Raw genomic sequence first — 20,570 nt, 5'->3', positions numbered from 1 at the left:
GCGGCGCACGGCGGATCAGCGGGCGTCCCGGGGGTCGGGGACATCGGCGTGGCGCTGGATCCACGCGTGCATCGCGATCGCCGCCGCGGCCCCGGCGTTGATGGACCGGGTCGAACCGAACTGCGCGATCGAGCACACCAGGGAGGCGTGCTCACGCGCCTCCTCGGTGAGGCCCGGCCCCTCCTGCCCGAACAGCAGGACGCAGCGGCGCGGCAGCTCGGTCCGTTCCAGCGGCACCGCGCCGGGGAGGTTGTCGATCCCGATGATCGGCAGCCCCTCGGCGGCCGCCCACGCGGTCAGCTCCGCGGTGTCCGGGTGGTGGCGCACATGCTGGTAGCGGTCGGTGACCATGGCTCCGCGACGGTTCCAGCGCCGCCGGCCCACGATGTGGATCTCCTTGGCGAGGAAGGCGTTGGCGGTCCGCACCACGGAGCCGATGTTGAAGTCGTGGCCCCAGTTCTCCACGGCCACGTGGAAATCGTGCCGCCGCAGGTCGAGGTCGGCGACGATCGCCTCCCGCGTCCAGTAGCGGTACGCGTCGCCGACGTTGCGCCGGTCCCCCTGGGCCAGCAGCTCGGGGTCGTACCGCTCGTCCTCGGGCCAGGGCAGCGGGTGCGGCCCGACGCCGACGGCCGGACCGTACCCGTCGTCGTACTGGAGGGGCTCCTCCTTGAGGGGGCCCGGGACGGAGTCCTGGGCGGGCCCCGCCGGGGGGTTCTCCGCCCGTACGGGGCCCTCCGCCGCCGGGGGGTGCTGGGTTCTGCCGGTCTCACTGCTCACCCGACGAGCGTATGGCCCCCGCCGCCGTCCTGGCGCCGGGGCTCCTCCCCGCCCCCGCCCACCCGTGCCGCTCCGGGCTCCGCCGGGCCGGCCCCGGCGCCGGGCGACGCGGGGATCCCCGCCTCCCCGGGGGCGTCCGACCGGCCGGGCAGGCGGGAGAGCAACCGCCGCCTGCCGTTCGTGACCCGCGCGCCCAGCCATACGAGGAAGGCCGTGGGGAGGAAGACCGCGTCGGCCGCGATCATCGCCATGGAGAAGAACGGCAGCCCGAGCAGCAGAGCGATCCCCATGTGCTCGCAGATCATCGCGACCAGCAGGACGTTCTTGACGCGCCGGTTGAACAGGGTGAAGGGAAAGGCGACCTGGACGATGACCGTGCCGTACGTCAGCACCATCACCATCAGTCCGCTGGAGCCCAGGAGGTCCGACAGGGCGGGCCACGGGGTGAAGTAGTCGAGGTTGAGCGGGTAGTACAGCGCGGTGCCGTCCTGCCAGCGCGAACCCTGGATCTTGTACCAGCCGGCGGTCGCGTAGATCAGGCAGACCTCGGCCATGATCACGGCGAGGGTGGCGTTGTGCGCGAGGTTGGCCAGTACGTCGAGGAGGGCGCGTGGCTCGCCGTGCGGCCGGTGGCGGTTCACCGCCCACCAGGCGGCGGCGGAGAGCCAGAGGACCCACAACAGGGTCGGGAGCCACCAGGTGCCGCCGAGCCCGTCCATCCACGTGGCCGCCACGAGGACCGGGCCGAGGACCGCCCAGAGCACCGGGCCCACGACATCCCGTGCGGGCGGCAGTCCCTCCGCTGACCGCCGCGCCGCGCGCACCGCGCGTCGGGCGTCCAGCGACCAGACCTGGCCGCAGCGGGTGAGCACCAGGTAGATCGCCATGAGATGGACGACGTTGTCGCCGCCGTCACCCATGAAGATGCTCCGGTTCTGCACCGAGAGCACGCCGATCATGAAGAGGACGGACATCGTCCGGGTCCGCCACCCGAGCAGCAGCGCCGCGGCGGACAGCAGCGTGAGGGCGTACACCGTCTCGAACCAGACCGTGCTGTCGGTCCACATGAGGACCGAGAAGGCCTCGTTGCCGGCGGTGAGTTGGCGGGCCAGGTCCCAGTGCCACGGGCTGTCGGGGCCGTACAGCTCATGGCGGTTCGGCAGCTCGCGCAGCAGGAAGAAGAGGTAGGTGGCGGCGAAACCGATCCGGACGACGGCGCTCTGGTAGGGGCCGAGGGGCGAGGCGGTGACGCGCTGGAGAGCACGGGCCAGACCGCCACCGGTTCCGCCGGTGCCATCGGGACCACCGGTTCCGCCGGTTCTGCCGAGGCGGGGTTCGGCCGGTTCCCGGGGTTCCGGGCTCCGAGGGGTTGCGGGCGGGGGAATGGTCACTGGTCCGCCTCCCCGCCGCGGGCCGCGTTCCCGTTCGCGTTCGCGTCCCGGCTCTGTCCCTGGGCGCTCTCGGGGAGGTCGTCGGGGGTCACGGTCCACCAGGGGAGGACGCGGTGGACGGGCCGGGTGCTGATCTTCTCCGCGCTCCACGGGGGCGGGGCGACGGAGCTGGTGGCGGAGCGGAGCTGGATGCGTTCGATGGTGCCGCCGTAGTCGTGCTCGCTCAGCCGCAGCATCGCGATGCGCCGCACGTAACGCTCGGAAAGCTCCCCGCGCAGACCGTTGGGACGGTTGTCGCCGTCATGGGAGTTGACGTAGAAGTCCCAGCCCCGGCGGAGTTCGTTCTGGTCCACATGGCTGGGGAAGAAGTTGCCGCGCACCCCCTCGCCGTCCTCGTGGGTCAGGTTCATCCACCGTGTGGTGTGGCGACCGCCCTCCCCCGCCACGTCGGCGCGCACGTGGACGGCGATGTTCTGCTGGAGCGGGTTGGGCGCGAAGAGCTTCCAGTTCTGTTCGAACTCCGGGTAGATCCAGCGGTCGACCGTCTTCCCGTGCTGCTTGGTCACCGTGTTGGACGGGGCGACGTGCAGGAACACCATGGCCACCTGCGTGCAGGCGAGCAGCCCGATCAGGGAGAGCGCCAGGGCCGCCGCCACCTGGTACGGGAAGGAGAGCCCGGCTATGCCGCGGCCGGCGACCGAGGGGCCCGTCGACGCGAGCGCCCCGTAGGGCTCAGCCGTCCCGGGGGGCGCGGGGGGCGGCGGCGGTATGGCCTCGGGAGCGTCCTGCGCTTCCGCCGACCGGTTCAACGCCTGCGGCCAGGCGTCCTTCCCCCCGTCCGCGGAACTCCTGCCGTGGTCCGAATCCATCCCGCCCCGATCACCGTCGATCACCACTCAGTTATCCACAGGGTTGACACCCTACGGGCCTCCGACTCACCATTGAAGTCAAGGAACCGAACGATCGGTCGGTAGGGAGCGCGGGATGGCGGCAGTGACTGCGGACCAGAAGACGCAGAAGACGTTCGGCACGGCGGAGACGACGGACGCGGACCTCGTCGCGGCCTTCGACGCGACCGTGGCGGCGGACGAGCGGATCGAGCCGCGCGACTGGATGCCGGACGCCTACCGGGCGACGCTGATCCGTCAGATGGCCCAGCACGCCCACTCCGAGATCATCGGCATGCAGCCCGAGGCCAACTGGATCACCCGGGCGCCCTCGCTGCGCCGCAAGGCGATCCTCATGGCCAAGGTGCAGGACGAGGCCGGTCACGGCCTGTACCTCTACAGCGCGGCCGAGACCCTGGGCGCCAGCCGCGACGAATTGCTCGACAAGCTCCACGCGGGCCGCCAGCGCTACTCCTCGATCTTCAACTACCCCACGCTGACCTGGGCCGACGTCGGCGCGATCGGCTGGCTGGTGGACGGGGCGGCGATCACCAACCAGGTACCGCTCTGCCGCTGCTCCTACGGCCCCTACGCCCGTGCGATGGTCCGCATCTGCAAGGAGGAGTCCTTCCACCAGCGCCAGGGGTACGAACTGCTCCTGGCCCTCAGCCGCGGCACCGAGGCCCAGCACGCCATGGCCCAGGACGCGGTGAACCGCTGGTGGTGGCCCTCCCTGATGATGTTCGGCCCGCCCGACGACGCCTCGTCGCACTCCGAGCAGTCCATGGCCTGGAAGATCAAGCGGCACTCCAACGACGAGTTGCGCCGCCGCTTCGTGGACATCTGCGTGCCTCAGGCCGAGGCGCTGGGCCTGGAGCTCCCCGACCCCGACATCCGGTGGAACGAGGAGCTGGGCCGGCACGACTTCGGCGCGATCGACTGGTCGGAGTTCCAGGAGGTCCTCAAGGGCAACGGCCCCTGCAACGAACAGCGGATCGCCCAGCGGCGCACGGCCCACGAGGAGGGCGCCTGGGTCCGGGAGGCGGCGGCCGCGTACGCCGCCAAACACGCCCCGAAGCCGTCCCCGTCCTCCTCGTCGGCGGCGGCACCGGCGACGGCATCAGCACGGGACAAGCCATCGGCACGGACCGGCGCGTCCGCGCGGCACGAGGAGGAGACGGCATGAGCAGCTCGACCGACTGGCCCCTGTGGGAGGTGTTCGTGCGCTCGCGGCGCGGGCTGTCCCACACCCACGCGGGCAGCCTGCACGCGCCGGACGCCGAAATGGCCCTGCGCAACGCCCGCGACCTCTACACCCGCCGCTCGGAGGGCGTTTCGATCTGGGTGGTCCCGTCCACCGCGGTCACCGCCTCCTCCCCCGACGAGAAGGACTCCTTCTTCGAGCCGGCCGCCGACAAGCCCTACCGCCACCCGACGTTCTACGAGATCCCGGACGGGGTGAAGCACCTGTGAGCGCCGCACTCGCCCTCGGCGACGACGCGCTGGTGCTCTCGCACCGGCTGGGGGAGTGGGCCGGTCACGCCCCGGTCCTGGAGGAGGAGGTGGCCCTCGCCAACATCGCCCTGGACCTGCTCGGGCAGGCACGGGTGCTGCTCTCGCTCGTCGGGGACGAGGACGAGCTGGCGTATCTCCGCGAGGAGCGCGCCTTCCGCAACCTCCAGCTGGTCGAGCAGCCGAACGGGGACTTCGCCCACACCATCGCCCGACAGCTCTACTTCTCGGTGTACCAGCACCTGCTGTACGAGCGGCTGGCGGCCGGAGACGGCGAGTTCGCCCCCCTGGCGGCCAAGGCCGTCAAGGAGGTCGCCTACCACCGCGACCACGCCGAGCAGTGGGTCCTCAGACTCGGGGACGGCACCGAGGAGAGCCACCGCCGGATGCAGGCCGGGCTGGACGCGCTGTGGCGGTTCACCGGTGAGATGTTCCAGCCGGTCGACGGACTGGACGGCCCGCCCTCCGGCGTCGACCGCGAGGAACTGCGGAGCAGGTGGCTCGCCGCCGTCGCCGACGTCGTCGAGCGCGCCACACTGACCCTGCCGACGGGACCGCAGTCCGGGGGCTGGGCGGCGGGCGCGGGCCGGCAGGGCCTGCACACCGAGCCGTTCGGCCGCATGATCGCCGAGATGCAGCATCTGCACCGAAGCCACCCGGGGGCGTCATGGTGACGGACACCCGGCTGGAGGCGGAGCTGCGCGACCTCGCCGGATCCGTGCCCGACCCCGAGCTGCCGGTGCTGACCCTGGCGGAGCTGGGCGTCCTGCGGGACGTCCGGCTGGAAGGGCCGGGCCGGGTGACCGTGCACCTCACCCCGACGTACACCGGCTGCCCGGCGATCGAGGCCATGTCCGCCGATATCGAGCGGGTGCTGCACGACCACGGTGTACCGGAGGTCTCCGTCGTCACGGTCCTGGCGCCGGCCTGGTCGACGGACGACATCAGCGCCGAAGGACGCCGCAAGCTCACCGAGTTCGGCATAGCCCCGCCCCGTGCCCACAGCGCCGACGGCGGTCCCGTGCCCCTGACGCTGTCGGTGCGCTGCCCGCACTGCGGCTCCACCGACACCGAGCTGCTCAGCCGGTTCTCCTCCACGGCGTGCAAGGCCCTGCGGCGCTGCGTCGCCTGCCGTGAACCGTTCGACCACTTCAAGGAGTTGTAGATGTTCCATCCGCTCCGGGTCAGCGCGATCGAACGGATCACGGACGACGCGGTGGCCGTGACCCTCGCCGTGCCGGCCGAGCTGCGCGAGACCTTCCGCCATTTCCCCGGCCAGCATCTGAACGTGCGCTACACCGTGGACGGCCAGGAGGTCCGCCGTTCGTACTCGATCTGCGCTCCGGCCGTCGAGCCGCCCGGCGATCCGGTGCTGCGCGTGGGCATCCGCATGGTCGAGGGCGGGGCCTTCTCCACGTACGCGCTGAAGGAGCTGGCCGTGGGGGACCTGGTGGAGGCCATGCCGCCGATGGGCAGGTTCGTCCTGAGGCCGCGCCCGGGGCTGTTCGCCGCGGTGGTCGGGGGCAGCGGCATCACCCCGGTGCTGTCCATGGCGGCCACTCTGCTCGACCGGGAGCCCACGGCCCGGTTCTGTCTGATCCGCGGTGACCGTACGGCGGCCTCGACGATGTTCCTGGAGGAGGTGGCCGATCTCAAGGACCGGTATCCGGGCCGCTTCCAGCTGGTCACCGCGCTCTCCCGGGAGGAGCAGGCGGCCGGTCTCCCCTCCGGGCGTTTGGACACCGAACGGCTCACCGGCCTGCTGCCCGCCGTCCTGCCGGTCCCCGAGGTGGACGGCTGGTTCCTGTGCGGGCCGCTCGGCCTCGTACGGGGCGCCGAGAGGGCGCTGCGTGCGCTCGGCGTCGACCGCTCCCGGGTCCACCAGGAGATCTTCCACGTCGACGAGGCCCCTCCCGCCACGACGGCGGCCAAGGTCGCGGCGCCTTCCGACTCCGTGCTGACGGCCACCCTCCACGGCCGTTCGGGCAGTTGGCCCGTACAGGACGCCGAATCCCTGCTGGAGACGGTGCTGCGGAGCCGCGCGGACGCTCCGTACGCCTGCAAGGGCGGGGTGTGCGGGACCTGCCGGGCGTTCCTCGTCACCGGCGAGGTCCGGATGGACCGCAACTTCGCGCTGGAGCCGGAGGAGACCGAGGCGGGCTTCGTGCTGGCCTGCCAGTCGCATCCGCTCACCCCGGAGGTGGAGTTGGACTTCGACCGCTGAGACCACCCCGCCCCCCGCCCCGGTACCGTCGCGTCGCGGAGGACATCGGCCGGGAGCGGCGGGGCGAGACGGCGCACACGGTCCTGTTCGGGATCACGGTGTCGCCGGCCCGTGGAGGGGTGGGGCTCGACCCGAGCGCGCTCCGGCCGGTCCCGCGGGAAGCGGCGAAGGCGCCGGCCGGAATCCCGTTGCTGGAGAGCTGCGCGGTCGCGACGGCCGACCACCCGCCCGGCCGACACCGCCCGCCGGAACCCGGGGCCCGGCAGGGTACGGGTCCAAAGGGCGCGGGAACCGCGCTCGTCCGACTCCGGGGGCGGCCTCAGAGGACGAAGGCGGGCGTCCCGTCGTCCGTGGTCATCGGGCGTCCTGCGCCGTCCCACGCCTGCATGCCGCCGTCGATGTTCACCGCGTCGAGCCCCTGCTGGACCAGGTACTGGGTGACCTGGGCCGACCGGCCGCCGACCCGGCACATCACGTACACGCGCCGACCGTCCTCGGCGGCCTGGGTCACCTCGCCGAAGCGGCCCACGAAGTCGCTCATCGGAATGTGCAGCGCGCCCTCGACGTGGCCGGCCGCCCACTCGTCGTTCTCACGGACGTCCAGGACGAAGCCGTCCGACGGCACCTCCGCGGCGGCGACCGAGGGCAGCGGGGCGAAATTCATGGGTCATGCCTTCTCTCGTACGTACGCGGCAGGGTCACCGGGAACGCTACTGCACCATTTCCGCCAGCTCGGTCTCACGGCGGGACACCTCACCCAGCAGCTGCTCCGCGATGTCCTCCAACAACTGGTCGGGGTCGTCCGGGGCCATCCGCAGCATCGAGCCGATGGGCCCCTCCTCCAGCTCCTTGGCGAGTACGGTCAACAGCTCCTTGCGCCGGGTGAGCCACTCCAGCCGGGCGTAGAGCTCCTCGCTCTCGCTCAGCGGGGCCGGGGGCTGCGCCGGGCCCGCCGCCCACTCCTCGACGAGTTCCTTGAGCAGCTCGACGTCGCCTCGGCCGTAGGCGGCGTTGACGCGGGCGATGAACTCGTCCCGGCGCTGCCGCTCCGTCTCGTCCTGGGCGAGGTCCGGGTGCGCCTTGCGGGCCAGCTCCCGGTAGAGCCTGCGGGCCTCCTCGCTCGGCCGGACCCGCTTCGGAGGCCGGACCGGCTGCTCGGTGAGCATGGCCGCCGCCTCGGGGGAGAGCCCGTCGCCGTCCATCCAGTCGTGGAACAACTCGTCCACGCCGGGCATCGGCAGAACCGCCGCCCGCGCCTCGCGCGCCTTGCGCTCGTCCTCCGGGTCCTGGGTACGGGCCGCCCGAGCCTCAGCGATCAGCGCGTCCAGCTCGTCGAGGCGGGCGTACATCGGACCGAGCCTCTGGTGGTGCAGGCGGGAGAAGTTCTCCACCTCCACCCGGAAGGTCTCCACCGCGATCTCGAACTCGATCAACGCCTGCTCCGCGGCCTGCACAGCCTTGGCCAGCCGCGCCTCCGGGCGTGGAGCGGCGTCCTCGGGCCCGCCAGCCCCCCCGGCGGCGCCGGGCTCCCCGGGGCCGTCGTGCTGCGCTTCCGGCCCGGGCTGCGGCGCGTCCGGGCGCTCGCTGCCCTGCCGGTCTTCATCGTTCCGGGTGGTCGGCACCCCGGCGGCTTCGTCGGTCACCCGTCCAGCGTATGGCCCCGGCAGTGCGCCGCGGCACACCCGGTGGGGCCCCGCCGCAGCCCGGCCGCCACGGCCCCGGGGTCCGCCGCCTCACCGGCCGTGCCGCCGCCCCTCGCCTCCGGACCCCGCTCCGGGTACCCGGCAGCGGCCTGCCCGCCTCACGAAACCGTCGTACGCCTCACGGAACCGTCCTGCGTCCGCACCGGGAAACCGTCCTGTGGCCGCCTCACTCAGGGCCTGTCGTCGACCTGCCGCCTGCCGGGCGACGACGCCGGTGCGACGACAGGCCCTGACCGCCGTACGCCTCACGGGCCCGTCATATACCGAACTCGGCGGCCAGCCTGCCCGCCTTGACCGCCCGCACCAGCTCGGCGTGATCCGCCTCCGTACGGTCGGCGTACGTCACGGCGAAGGCGGCCACCGCCTCGTCCAGTTCGTCGTTCTTCCCGCAGTAGCCCGCCAGCAGGCGGGGGTCCGCACTGTGCGCGTGCGCCCTGGCGAGCAGCGCGCCGGTCATCCGCCCGTAGTCGTCCACCTGGTCGGCGGGGAGCGCGGCGGGGTCCACGCTGCCCTTGCGGTTTCGGAACTGCCGGACCTGGTACTGCCTGCCCTCGACGTCCGCCCAGCCGAGCAGGATGTCGCTGACGACCTGCATCCGCTTCTGCCCCAGCACCACCCGGCGGCCCTCGTGCGCCGCCTCCGGCACGTCGAAGCCGACCGTCGGCAGATGGGGGGCGAGCACCGAAGGGCGCGCCTCCTTCACCTGGAGTATCAGCGGCTCGCCGCGGTGGTCGAGCAGCAGCACCACGTACGAACGCGTCCCCACGCTCCCGGTGCCGACCACCCGGAACGCCACGTCGTGGATCGCGTAGCGGGCCAGCAGCGGCACCCGGTCCTCGGAGACCGTGGAGAGATAGCCGCCGAGTCCGGAGGCCACGGCCGCGGCCTCCGCGTCCGGCACCCGCCGGAGCACGGGCCGGGCGTCCACGAAGCGCCGGCCGCCGTCGGGGCACTCCTCGGTGGAGCGGGAGGCGAAGCGGGCACTGGTGTTGTGACGGGCCTTCTCCGAAACCCGCTCCAGCGTGCCGACCAGGTCACGCGCGTCCGTGTGCGAGACGAGTTCCTCGTCGGCGATCGCGTTCCAGGCGTCGAGGGCGGGCAGCCGGGCCAACAGCCGCATCGTGCGCCGGTAGGCCCCTACGGCGTCGTACGCGCCCCGGCGGCACGTGTCCTCGTCGGCTCCGGCGGCCCGGCCCGCGAGCACCAGGGAGGTGGCGAGCCGCTTGAGGTCCCACTCCCACGGCCCGAAGACGGTCTCGTCGAAGTCGTTCAGATCGATGGTCAGGCTGCCCCGGGCGTCGCCGTAGAGGCCGAAGTTGGCCGCGTGCGCGTCACCGCAGAGCTGGGCGCCCACCCCGCTGACGGGGCTGCCCGTCAGGTCGTGGGCCATCAGCCCGGCCGCGCCCCGCAGGAAGGCGAACGGGGTGGCCGCCATCCGGCCCACCCGTATCGGCGTCAGGCCCGGCACCCGGCCCCGGTTCGACTCCTCGACCGCCCGCACGGCGTCCGGCCGTCCCGGGGGCAGGGACAACGAGGCGTGCGAGGACCGCGGCACCCGTTCGCGCAACGCCTTGCCCGCGGCCTTGGGCGATGAGCCGGCCCCCCGCCGGGCGAACCCGGGCACCATCGGAATACGCGGGTCCTCGCCCGTGGTCCGCTGCTCAGGCGTCGTCGCCCCGGTTCCACTCATGGAGCGTCACCCCTCACCCTCGTACCGCTTCCGTCCGCCCGTCTCGCCGGGCGGGCGGCGGCCCTGGCCCTCAGTGACCGAGCAAGACGGTACCGCCGCCGCGCAGGAAGCGCGGGGCCCTGTGGACAACCGTGCGAAGCCCGCCCCGATCCCACCCGGCCTGACGCGATGACACGAGGCCGCGATGACACGAAACGACGGTGACTAAAAGTAAGCAAAAGGAAGCACTGCGAAGTTGTCCAGAATTACGCGCGGAGCGCTCGCGGCCCCCTCTCCGGCGGGGCAGATCACCCCTCCCGGGGCAGCCGGAACACTACGGCCGCGCTGTATGATGATCATGATGAATCGGGTGTTTCACGTGAAACATGGCGCTGCCCGAGAAATAACGCACCACAGGAGAAACGCAGCTACGCACAGCACCGCGCGAGAGGCGTCCATCGCCCGCCGAAGCCCATCCCGACCCCGAGCCGAGCCGGTTCAGACAGACCCTCCGGCCGCGACCCCGGCGCCCGCCGGCTCCTCCTCGCCCTCGTCGGCCCGCGAACCGGTGCCGCCGCTTCGCATCTCCGCACCGCCCGCGCGGGAGCCCGCGTTCGAGGCCGGATCGGAGCCTGCGCCCCTGCCTTCCGCAGCGGCCCGGGCCTCTCGTTCCTCCCGCTCCGCCTTCTCGCGCGCCTGGGCGGCCAGATCCACTCGACCCTCCGGCTTGATGTGGGCGATGACACCGGGGTGAGCGATCGAGGGCAGGATGTGGCGCCACATCTCCGCCACCTGTTCCCGCAGATCGGCGCGACCGGAATCGGCTTCCGAGACCAGCTGGATACCGGTGAACGAGGCGACGATGATTTTGGCCGACACCATGGGGTCGATCTGCGGAAACACCTCCCCGCGCTCCTGCCCCAGCTCCAGCATCCGGGCGGTCGCGTCGATCCAGTCGCCCCACGGGTGCGGGCCGCCCAGGAAGACGCCCTCGATGGAGAGCCTGGTGCCCGCGCGGGCCATCGCGTTGTGGCGCAGGGCGAAGGCGAACTGCTGACCGCCGTCCACCAGGGACTGGAGCGGTGAGCCCTCCTGCTCGAACACGACCGTGGACGTCTGCTCGTCCATGATCGCCTGCGCGATGGCCTCCTTGGAGGCGAAGTGGAAGTACAGGGCCCCCTTGGTGACGTTGGCACGACGGAGGATCTCCGAGATGGCGGCACGCTCGTAGCCGTAGTCGTCGAAGACACTCGCCGCGGCGTCCACGATCGACCGCCACGTCTGGACCGCGCGAGCCTGCTTCGCCATTTCCTGCCTCCGGGACGTTCTGTGCGCTCGGCCCTTCGCCGCCGAGCCGCCGTCGATCCAACCTCTACGGCCAGCGTATGCAAACGCGTCGCCGCGCCGGCTCTCGGTCTGTCCGGAAACCGTGCTCCCGGACCCGGGAGGCTCCTCCCCGCCCGCGGACGACCGCCGCTGCCGCTCCTTCCCACGCGCCTGTCCGTACCCGGGCCGCTCACCGAAAACACGGACACCGCCATCAAGGATCGAACCCCGGAAGGCTCACACCTGGTTTCACCGCGATCACCCCGGTCCCCCGCGATCACCTCGGTGCGATCACCTCGGTCCCCCGCGATGTGAGATCCGGTACCCGTCGACGCCGTGCGGTAACGCGTCCCCGTACGTCACCCCGCCTGAACGCCGAGAAAGCAGGGAAACGAAAAAGCACGGAAGCAAGGAAGCACGGGGACAGGGGGACAGGGGTGACAAAAACGAGGAACGGTCGGCATCGTGATCACGATGCCGACCGTTCCGTCGTTACTGCAAGGACACCCGCTATCGATGTCCCGCTTGTGCGCGAGGGGGGATTTGAACCCCCACGTCCCGAAGGACACTGGCACCTGAAGCCAGCGCGTCTGCCGTTCCGCCACTCGCGCATGAGTGGTGTTTTCAGACTCTCTCACCGTGTGGTGCGAGCGCCTGGCGACATCCGGAAGATTAGCACGCTGGACAGGGTGGATTCACATCCGTTGTTTCACCGCCCCCCGGAGGGGAAGCGGGAACCCGGAACCCCTCGGCCGAGAACCCCCGCCCCGCCGGGCCGGGAACCCCCCGCCCTCTCCCCCACTCCTTCTGAGTGCGCCCCGGGTGCGGGACACTGGGAGGAGGCCACCTCTACGATCCGTGTGAGGGGTGACACTCATCCACAGCCCAGACAAGGGGAACCAGCCGATTTCCCGACGCGTGGATACGATCAGTAAGCAGTACAGGGACGATGACAACGGAGGAGGTGCCCCGTGGGGGTCATGAAGCGTTTCGAGCAACGCCTCGAGGGGCTGGTCAACGGCACCTTCGCCAAGGTCTTCAAGTCCGAGGTGCAGCCCGTCGAGATCGCCGGCGCGCTCCAGCGCGAGTGCGACAACAACGCGACGATCTGGAACCGCGAACGGACCGTCGTCCCCAACGACTTCATCGTCGAGCTCAGCACGCCCGACTACGAGCGGCTCAGCCCGTACTCCGGGCAGCTGGGCGACGAACTCTCCGGGCTGGTGCGCGACTACGCCAAGCAGCAGCGCTACACCTTCATGGGACCGATCAAGGTTCACCTGGAGAAGGCCGACGACCTCGACACGGGGCTCTACCGGGTCCGCAGCCGCACCCTGGCGTCGAGCACGTCACAGCAGGACCCGGCGGGACACCCCCACCAGCCCCCCGCCGGGCGGCCCGCCGCCCCGGGCGGCTACGGCTACCCCCCGAGCGCCGCTCCGCCGATGCCCGCGGCCCCGCCGCCGGGCTCCGGACGGCCCCCGGCCCCCACGAACGACCGGCGCCCTCCGGCCGCGCCCGGCCCCATGCCGGACGCCCGGACCCGGCGCTGGATCGAGATCAACGGCACCCGCCATCAGATCTCCCGCCCGACGTTGGTGATGGGACGATCCACCGACGCCGACGTGCGGATCGACGACCCCGGCGTATCGCGCCGGCACTGTGAGATCCGGACCGGAACGCCCTCGACGATCCAGGATCTCGGGTCTACCAACGGCATCGTGGTAGACGGGCAGCACACCACCCGCGCTACGCTCCGCGACGGCTCGCGGATCGTCGTGGGCAGCACCACCATCGTTTACCGGCAAGCCGAAGGGTGAAGCGGGGGCAATGTCAGAGCTGACCCTTACGGTCATGCGGCTAGGTTTCCTGGCTGTTCTGTGGCTGTTCGTCATCGTGGCCGTCCAGGTCATCCGCAGCGATCTGTTCGGAACGCGCGTAACGCAACGCGGCTCACGCCGCGGTGCCGCCGAAACGCGCCCGCAGCAGGGACGCCAACAACAACAAGCAGCGCCGCCTCAGCAGCGCCAGCAGCCCGGCCGGCAGCGCCGGGGCGCACCGACCAAGCTGGTCGTGTCCGAGGGCACGCTCACGGGCACCACGGTCGCCCTCCAGGGCCAGACCATCACCCTCGGCCGGGCCCATGATTCGACGATCGTGCTGGACGACGACTACGCGTCCAGCAGGCATGCCAGGATCTATCCGGACCGTGACGGCCAGTGGATCGTCGAGGATCTCGGGTCCACCAACGGCACGTATCTGGAACGGACCCGGCTCACCACCCCGACACCAGTTCCGCTGGGCGCGCCGATCCGTATCGGCAAGACCGTCATCGAGCTGCGGAAGTAGTACGACAATGAGCGAGCGGAGCGAGCGAGCCGCGGCGGTCCCGACGGTGGACGCTGCCCGGTTCCCGACCGGAGGGTGGGCAGTGTGGCTCGAGACAGGCTGTACCCCGAGGCGGAGTCGACGGGGCAGGCGCGCATGAGTCTGTCGCTGCGCTTCGCCGCGGGGTCGCACAAGGGCATGATCCGGGAGGGCAACGAGGACTCCGGCTACGCCGGTCCCCGCCTCCTCGCCATCGCCGACGGCATGGGCGGCCAGGCGGCCGGGGAGGTCGCCAGCTCCGAGGTGATCTCCACGCTCGTCCCGCTCGACGACGACGTACCGGGATCCGACCTCCTGACCTCGCTCGGCTCCGCCGTGCAGCAGGCCAACGACCAGTTGCGCGTCATGGTCGAGGAGGACCCCCAGCTGGAGGGCATGGGCACCACGCTCACCGCCCTGCTCTGGACCGGCCGGCGCCTGGGCCTGGTGCACGTCGGCGACTCCCGCGCGTACCTGCTGCGCGACGGCGTCCTGACGCAGATCACCCAGGACCACACCTGGGTGCAGCGCCTCGTCGACGAGGGCCGGATCACCGAGGAAGAGGCCACCACCCACCCCCAGCGCTCCCTGCTGATGCGGGCGCTGGGCAGCGGCGACCACGTCGAGCCGGATCTCTCCATCCGTGAGGTCCGGTCCGGCGACCGCTACCTGATCTGCTCGGACGGCCTCTCCGGCGTCGTCTCGCACCAGACCATGGAAGAGACCCTCGCCAGCTATCAGGGCCCCCAGGAGACCATCCAGGAGCTGATCCAGCTCGCCCTGCGCGGCGGCGGCCCCGACAACATCACCTGCATCGTCGCCGACGTCCTGGACGTCGACAACAACGACACCCTGGCCGGCCGGCTCAACGACACCCCGGTCGTCGTCGGCGCGGTCGCGGAGAACCAGGCCCAGCTGGGCGACGGCGGAGCCATGCAGACGCCCGCCGGACGCGCGGCCGGCCTCGGCCGCCCCGCCGCCCCGCCCGCCGGCGGCTTCGGTCCGCCCGGCAGCGGCGACTCCGGGTACGGGGGCATGCCGGAGGGCTCCTACGACGCCTACACGGACGAGGACTTCGTCAAACCGCGCGGCGGCCGCCCGTGGCTCAAGCGCTCCGTCTACATCGTGCTCGCGCTGGCCGTGATCGGCGGCGGCCTCTACGGGGGCTACCGCTGGACGCAGACGCAGTACTACGTCGGCACCCAGGACGAGAACGTCGCCCTCTTCCAGGGCATCAGCCAGGACCTCGCCTGGATCTCGCTCTCGAAGGTCGAGAAGAACCACCCCGAGATCGAGCTCAAGTACCTGCCGCCGTACCAGCGCAAGCAGGTCGAGTCGACGATCGCCGAGGGCAGCATCACCGACGCCCGCCAGAAGATCGCCGAGCTCGCCGCCCAGGCCTCCGCCTGCAAGAAGGACGCGCAGCGCCGCGCGGCCGACGCCGAGAACCGGGTCCGCACGGGCGAGGGCGAGGCCGGCGGCACCGCCGGGGCCCCCGCTGCCAGGACTTCCGCCACGTCCTCCGCCAAGGGGACCAAGCCGACCACCGCTCCCACTCCCGGCCCCAGCCTCTCGGAGGAAGAGAAAAAGCTGGTCCCGCAGTGCGGGAAGCAGTAAGCCGTAGGGGGCCTTCAGCACCATGAGCGTTGTCACCAACACGACCACCATCGGCGCGATCGACGCACCGAGCCGCCGCAACACCGAGCTGGCACTCGTCGTCTTCGCCGTCGCCATCTCGGTGTTCGCCTACGCCAACGTGGGCCTCGCCCTCAACGGCGAACTGCCCGCGGGCATGCTCGGCTACGGTGCGGGCCTCGCCCTGCTCGGCGGCGTCGCGCACCTCGTGGTGCGCAGGTTCGCCAAGTACGCCGATCCGCTGCTGCTGCCGCTGGCCACCCTGCTCAACGGCCTGGGCCTGGCGCTGATCTGGCGCCTGGACCAGTCGGAACGGCTGGCGCGGCTCCCCAGCTTCGCGCCCGCCGCCTCGAAGCAGCTGATCTTCTCGGCGCTCGGCGTGGCCCTGTTCGTCGGCGTGCTGCTCCTGCTCAAGGACCATCGCATCCTCCAGCGCTACACCTACATCTCCATGGTGGTGGCGCTCATCCTGCTGATCCTGCCGATGTTCTTCCCGGCCCAGTTCGGCGCGAAGATCTGGATCACCATCCCCGGCATCGGCTCCATCCAGCCCGGCGAGTTCGCCAAGATCGTCATCGCGGTCTTCTTCTCCGGCTACCTCATGGTGAAGCGCGACGCCCTGGCCCTCGCCAGCCGCCGCTTCATGGGCATGTACCTGCCCCGCGGCCGGGACCTCGGCCCCATCCTGGCCATCTGGGCGATGTCGATCCTGATCCTCGTCTTCGAGACCGACCTCGGCACCTCGCTCCTCTTCTTCGGCATGTTCGTCGTCATGCTCTACGTGGCGACCGAGCGCACCAGCTGGATCGTCTTCGGCCTCACCATGTCGGCCGTGGGCGCGGTCGGCGTGGCCTCCTTCGAGCCGCACGTGCAGGACCGTGTCACCGCCTGGCTCGATCCCTTCGCGGGCTGGGGAACGCACGCCGCCAGTGAGCAGATGGCCCAGGTGCTGATGGCCTTCGGCTCCGGCGGCACGCTCGGCACCGGCCTCGGCCAGGGCAACTCCGACCTCATCCTCTTCGCGGCCAACACCGACTTCATCCTCGCCACCGTGGGCGAGGAGCTCGGGCTCGCCGGCGTGATGGCGTTCCTCCTGCTGTACGGGCTGATCGTCGAACGCGGTGTGCGCACCGCGCTCGCCGCCCGCGACCCGTTCGGCAAGCTGCTGGCCATCGGCCTCTCCGGCGCCTTCGCCATCCAGGTCTTCGTCGTCGCCGGCGGTGTCATGGGGCTGATCCCGCTCACCGGTATGACGATGCCGTTCCTGGCCGCCGGTGGCTCGTCCGTCATCGCCAACTGGGCGCTGATCGGCATCCTGATCCGGATCAGTGACACCGCGCGCCGCCCCGCGCCGGCCCCCGCCCCCTCCACCGACGCCGAGATGACCCAGGTGGTCCGTCCGTGAACAAGCCGCTGCGCCGGGTCGCGATCTTCTGCGGCCTCCTGATGTTCGCCCTCCTCCTCCGGGACAACTGGATCCAGTACGTCCGGGCCGACGAGCTGACCGCCCGGGAGGAGAACCGCCGCATCCGCATCGAGCGGTACGCCCACGAGCGGGGCGACATCATCGTGGACGGCAAGGCGGTCACCGGCTCCGTCGAGACCGACGGCAGCGACTTCACCTACAAGCGCGTCTGGAAGAACGGGCCCCTGTGGGCCCCCGTCACCGGCTACTCCTCGCAGGCGTTCGACTCCTCGCAGTTGGAGAAGCTGGAGGACGGCATCCTCACGGGCAACGACGACCAGCTGTTCTTCAACCGCACCCTCTCCATGTTCACCGGGGAGAAGAAGCAGGGCGGCAACGTCGTCACCACCCTGAACGGCGACGCCCAGAAGGCCGCCTTCAAGGGGCTCGGCGAGAAGAAGGGCGCCGTCGTCGCCCTCGACCCGAAGACCGGCGCCATCCTGGCCCTGGCGAGCACCCCCTCGTACGACCCCTCGGTGTTCGCGGGCAACTCCGAGAAGGACGCCGAGGCCCGGCAGAAGCTCCTGGAGGACAAGGACAAGCCGATGCTCAACCGGGCGTTGCGCGAGACCTACCCCCCGGGCTCCACCTTCAAGGTCGTCACCGCCGCCGCGGCCCTGGAGAACGGCCTCTACGACGACATCGACGCCAAGACGGACTCCCCGCTGCCCTGGACGCTGCCGCAGTCCACCACGCAGCTCAGGAACGAGGGGAACATCCCCTGCGAGAACGCCTCGCTGCGGGAGGCCCTGCGGGTGTCGTGCAACACCGTCTTCGGGAAGATGAGCGACGACCTCGGCAACAAGAAGATGATCGAGCAGACGGACCGGTTCGGCTTCAACAAGGAAGTCTTCACCCCCGTCCGCGCCGACGCGAGCGTCTACCCCGAGGACAACAAGCCGCAGAACGCCATGGCCGGCATCGGTCAGGCGTCCAACCGCACCACCCCGCTCCAGATGGCCATGGTGGCCTCCGCGATCGCCAACGACGGCAAGCTGATGCAGCCGTACATGGTCGCCGAGCGCCAGGCGCCCGACCTGGACCCGGTCTACACCCACGAGCCCCGGGAACTCAGCCGCGCGCTCTCCGGTGAGAACGCCCAGAAGATCCAGCGGATGATGGAGACCGTCGTCAAGGACGGCACGGGAACCAACGCCCGGATCCCCGGCGTCACAGTGGGCGGCAAGACCGGTACCGCCCAGCACGGTCTGAACAACAGCGAGAAGCCGTACGCCTGGTTCATCTCGTACGCGAAGACCGGCGACGGGTCCCCGGTCGCCGTCGCCGTCGTGGTCGAGGACGGCAACGCCAACCGGGACGACATCTCCGGTGGCGGGCTGGCCGCCCCCATCGCACGCGATGTGATGAAGGCGGTCATCGACAGCGGGAAGTGAGACCTGTCACCACGGCCGCCCGTCATACCGGACATCGGATACCGGTCGGATATCGGGTTGCCGGGTGCGGGCGGATCACTTCACCCGTGCCCGGTAGCGTATGCGCGAACAGCGCACCGCCGCGGACCACACACGGGTGCGGTCGGGACTGACGGAGAGGGCTGGAACAGTTATGGAAGAGCCGCGTCGCCTCGGCGGCCGGTACGAGCTGGGCTCGGTGCTCGGCCGTGGTGGCATGGCCGAGGTCTACCTCGCCCACGACACCCGGCTCGGCCGCACCGTAGCGGTGAAGACGCTCCGGGTCGACCTGGCCCGCGATCCGTCGTTCCAGGCCCGGTTCCGCCGAGAGGCCCAGTCGGCCGCCTCGCTCAACCACCCCGCGATCGTCGCCGTGTACGACACCGGCGAGGACTACGTCGACGGGGTCTCCATCCCGTACATCGTGATGGAGTACGTCGACGGGTCGACGCTGAGGGAACTGCTGCACTCCGGTCGCAGACTGCTCCCCGAGCGCACGCTGGAGATGACCGTCGGCATCCTCCAGGCCCTGGAGTACTCGCACCGCGCCCAGATCGTCCACCGCGACATCAAGCCGGCGAACGTCATGCTGACGCGCACCGGCCAGGTCAAGGTCATGGACTTCGGCATCGCCCGCGCCATGGGCGACTCCGGCATGACGATGACGCAGACCGCCGCGGTCATCGGCACCGCCCAGTACCTCTCTCCGGAGCAAGCCAAGGGCGAGCAGGTCGACGCCCGCTCCGACCTGTACTCCACGGGTTGCCTGCTGTACGAACTGCTCGCCGTACGGCCTCCGTTCGTCGGGGACTCGCCCGTCGCGGTGGCCTATCAGCACGTCCGGGAGGAGCCGCAGCCGCCGAGCAACTTCGACCCCGAGATCACGCCCGAGATGGACGCGATCGTGCTGAAGGCGCTCACCAAGGACCCGGACTACCGCTACCAGTCCGCCGACGAGATGCGCGCCGACATCGAGGCGTGCCTCGACGGCCAGCCGGTCGCGGCCACGGCGGCGATGGGCGCCGCGGCGTACGGGGGCTACGACAGCGACCAGCCGACGACCGCCCTGCGCCCGACCGACCCGAACCACGCGCAGACCTCGATGCTGCCCCCCGTCGACCCGGACGGCGGCGGCTACGGCTACGACGACCGCGGGGGCCGCCGGCGCCAGCAGAAGAAGAGCAACACCTCGACGATCCTCCTGGTCGTCGCGGGCGTCCTGGTGCTCATCGGCGCCATCCTGATCGGCCGCGTGGTCTTCTCCGAGAACGAGAGCGACAACCAGGTCAAGGCCCCGAACCTGGTGGGTTCCACGCTCGAGGAGGCGGAGACGCTCGCGGCCAGAACCGGCGTCACCGTGAAGAAGGGCGCCGAGGAGCCGTGCGAGCAGCAGGAGAAGGGCCAGATCTGCTCGCAGGACCCGTCGCCCGACGCGGTGATGGACAAGGACGGCACCGTCACGGTCGTCGTCTCCTCCGGAGCGCCCACGGTCGAGGTGCCCAACGTCCTGGAGAAGTCCGAGGACGGCGCCCGCGAGGAGCTGGAGAAGAAGGGCTTCACGGTCAACGTCACCACGACGGAGTCCGAGAAGCCCGAGGGGACGGTGGTCAAGCAGGACCCCAAGGGCGGCGCCCAGGCCGACGAGGAGTCCGAGGTCACCATCACCGTGGCCGTCCAGGCCACGCTCGACCTGCCCGACATGCGGACCCGTACGTTCGAGGCGGCGCAGCAGCAGCTTCTGGGCATCGGCTTCACCAACGTCTCGCGGACCGACGTGGAGTCGGACAAGCCGGCGGGTGAGGTCATCGAGCAGAGCCCGACCGGCCCCAGCAAGCAGGGCAAGGACGTGCAGATCGTCCTCAAGGTCTCCAAGGGCCCGGCCCAGCCGGAGAAGGTCCAGATCCCCGGCGACATCGCGGGCAAGTCCTATCAGGACGCCAAGGGCCAGCTCGAAGCGCTCGGCTTCGTGGTCCAGCTCGCCCCGAACTCGGTCGACAAGCCGAACGCCAGGGTGATCACCAGCAGTCCGGCGCCGACCACGGAGGCCGACAAGGGCAGCACCGTCATGCTGGTGACCATCGAGGGCGGCGGTGGCGGAAACGGAGGGGGCGGCGGCCTCTTCGGAGGCATGGGCGACGACTGAACCGCCGCCCGCCCCGCCCCGTACGGAAGGGCCCCGGCCACCATCTCGTGGTGGCC

The 20,570-nt window shown here is 71.0% G+C and carries 18 protein-coding genes and 1 tRNA gene; 11 read left to right on the top strand and 8 right to left on the bottom strand.

Annotation, left to right across the window (positions count from 1 at the left end; genetic code table 11):
• Positions 1 to 15: 15 nt before the first annotated feature.
• Genes AMK24_RS13080 through AMK24_RS13070 form a run of 3 tightly spaced genes read right to left on the bottom strand, consistent with a single transcriptional unit; the run spans position 16 to position 3,040 of the window.
• Positions 16 to 780: a TrmH family RNA methyltransferase gene (locus tag AMK24_RS13080; protein WP_073768278.1), complete on the bottom strand. Its 765-nt coding sequence runs from the start codon at positions 778 to 780 to the stop codon at positions 16 to 18.
• Positions 777 to 2,171: an HTTM domain-containing protein gene (locus AMK24_RS13075; RefSeq protein WP_073768276.1), complete on the bottom strand. Its 1,395-nt coding sequence runs from the start codon at positions 2,169 to 2,171 to the stop codon at positions 777 to 779. Before AMK24_RS13075 ends, AMK24_RS13080 begins: the two co-directional genes overlap by 4 nt.
• Entirely contained in the window at positions 2,168 to 3,040 is an 873-nt protein-coding gene (locus AMK24_RS13070; RefSeq protein ID WP_242435137.1) for a DUF5819 family protein, read from the bottom strand. The genes AMK24_RS13075 and AMK24_RS13070 overlap by 4 nt, the downstream gene beginning before the upstream one ends.
• A 115-nt stretch (positions 3,041 to 3,155) precedes the next feature.
• On the opposite strand from AMK24_RS13070, the gene paaA reads away from it, so the two are divergent.
• The 5 genes from paaA to AMK24_RS13045 are packed head-to-tail and all read left to right on the top strand — an operon-like array spanning position 3,156 to position 6,794.
• Positions 3,156 to 4,244 carry a 1,2-phenylacetyl-CoA epoxidase subunit PaaA gene (gene paaA / locus AMK24_RS13065; protein WP_073768272.1) on the top strand — a complete coding sequence of 363 codons (1,089 nt, stop codon included), beginning with the start codon at positions 3,156 to 3,158 and terminating at the stop codon, positions 4,242 to 4,244.
• Positions 4,241 to 4,531, top strand: coding sequence for a 1,2-phenylacetyl-CoA epoxidase subunit PaaB (gene paaB / locus AMK24_RS13060; RefSeq protein ID WP_030115881.1), 291 nt, complete (start codon positions 4,241 to 4,243; stop codon positions 4,529 to 4,531). Before paaA ends, paaB begins: the two co-directional genes overlap by 4 nt.
• Complete coding sequence (gene paaC / locus AMK24_RS13055) at positions 4,528 to 5,244, top strand: 1,2-phenylacetyl-CoA epoxidase subunit PaaC (protein ID WP_073768270.1); 717 nt, start codon at positions 4,528 to 4,530, stop codon at positions 5,242 to 5,244. The genes paaB and paaC overlap by 4 nt, the downstream gene beginning before the upstream one ends.
• The gene (gene paaD / locus AMK24_RS13050) at positions 5,238 to 5,735 is read left to right on the top strand and encodes a 1,2-phenylacetyl-CoA epoxidase subunit PaaD (protein WP_073768268.1); all 498 of its coding nucleotides are present in this window, start codon (positions 5,238 to 5,240) and stop codon (positions 5,733 to 5,735) included. The genes paaC and paaD overlap by 7 nt, the downstream gene beginning before the upstream one ends.
• Complete coding sequence (locus AMK24_RS13045; RefSeq protein ID WP_073768266.1) at positions 5,736 to 6,794, top strand: 2Fe-2S iron-sulfur cluster-binding protein; 1,059 nt, start codon at positions 5,736 to 5,738, stop codon at positions 6,792 to 6,794.
• Between the two features lie 319 nt (positions 6,795 to 7,113).
• Here AMK24_RS13045 and AMK24_RS13040 read toward each other — a convergent pair whose 3' ends face one another.
• The 5 genes from AMK24_RS13040 to AMK24_RS13020 form a co-directional block, all read right to left on the bottom strand.
• On the bottom strand, positions 7,114 to 7,458 hold the full coding sequence (locus AMK24_RS13040) for a rhodanese-like domain-containing protein (protein ID WP_073768264.1): 345 nt from the start codon (positions 7,456 to 7,458) through the stop codon (positions 7,114 to 7,116).
• A 46-nt stretch (positions 7,459 to 7,504) separates the two neighbouring features.
• Entirely contained in the window at positions 7,505 to 8,437 is a 933-nt protein-coding gene (locus AMK24_RS13035) for a hypothetical protein (RefSeq protein ID WP_073768262.1), read from the bottom strand.
• 316 nt (positions 8,438 to 8,753) lie between these two features.
• Positions 8,754 to 10,187: a DUF2252 domain-containing protein gene (locus AMK24_RS13030; RefSeq protein WP_242435136.1), complete on the bottom strand. Its 1,434-nt coding sequence runs from the start codon at positions 10,185 to 10,187 to the stop codon at positions 8,754 to 8,756.
• Between the two features lie 477 nt (positions 10,188 to 10,664).
• On the bottom strand, positions 10,665 to 11,474 hold the full coding sequence (locus AMK24_RS13025) for a ScbR family autoregulator-binding transcription factor (RefSeq protein WP_073768260.1): 810 nt from the start codon (positions 11,472 to 11,474) through the stop codon (positions 10,665 to 10,667).
• Positions 11,475 to 12,020: 546 nt separating this feature from the next.
• Positions 12,021 to 12,103 (bottom strand) — tRNA-Leu (locus tag AMK24_RS13020).
• Between the two features lie 360 nt (positions 12,104 to 12,463).
• Between AMK24_RS13020 and AMK24_RS13015 the strand changes: the two genes are divergently transcribed.
• From AMK24_RS13015 to pknB, 6 genes are all read left to right on the top strand, one after another.
• Positions 12,464 to 13,312: an FhaA domain-containing protein gene (locus AMK24_RS13015; RefSeq protein ID WP_073768258.1), complete on the top strand. Its 849-nt coding sequence runs from the start codon at positions 12,464 to 12,466 to the stop codon at positions 13,310 to 13,312.
• A 10-nt stretch (positions 13,313 to 13,322) separates the two neighbouring features.
• Positions 13,323 to 13,841: an FHA domain-containing protein FhaB/FipA gene (locus AMK24_RS13010; RefSeq protein ID WP_073768256.1), complete on the top strand. Its 519-nt coding sequence runs from the start codon at positions 13,323 to 13,325 to the stop codon at positions 13,839 to 13,841.
• Between the two features lie 135 nt (positions 13,842 to 13,976).
• Positions 13,977 to 15,476 carry a PP2C family protein-serine/threonine phosphatase gene (locus tag AMK24_RS13005; RefSeq protein WP_073768254.1) on the top strand — a complete coding sequence of 500 codons (1,500 nt, stop codon included), beginning with the start codon at positions 13,977 to 13,979 and terminating at the stop codon, positions 15,474 to 15,476.
• A 22-nt stretch (positions 15,477 to 15,498) separates the two neighbouring features.
• Positions 15,499 to 16,899: an FtsW/RodA/SpoVE family cell cycle protein gene (locus tag AMK24_RS13000; RefSeq protein ID WP_073768252.1), complete on the top strand. Its 1,401-nt coding sequence runs from the start codon at positions 15,499 to 15,501 to the stop codon at positions 16,897 to 16,899.
• On the top strand, positions 16,896 to 18,353 hold the full coding sequence (locus AMK24_RS12995; protein WP_073768250.1) for a peptidoglycan D,D-transpeptidase FtsI family protein: 1,458 nt from the start codon (positions 16,896 to 16,898) through the stop codon (positions 18,351 to 18,353). The genes AMK24_RS13000 and AMK24_RS12995 overlap by 4 nt, the downstream gene beginning before the upstream one ends.
• 172 nt (positions 18,354 to 18,525) lie before the next feature.
• Entirely contained in the window at positions 18,526 to 20,514 is a 1,989-nt protein-coding gene (pknB, locus tag AMK24_RS12990; RefSeq protein WP_073768248.1) for a Stk1 family PASTA domain-containing Ser/Thr kinase, read from the top strand.
• The last annotated feature ends 56 nt before the right edge of the window (positions 20,515 to 20,570 follow it).

The organism is Streptomyces sp. CB02366 (genome assembly GCF_001905905.1).
Lineage (GTDB): Bacteria > Actinomycetota > Actinomycetes > Streptomycetales > Streptomycetaceae > Streptomyces.
This window is presented reverse-complemented; position numbering and strand designations above follow the sequence as displayed.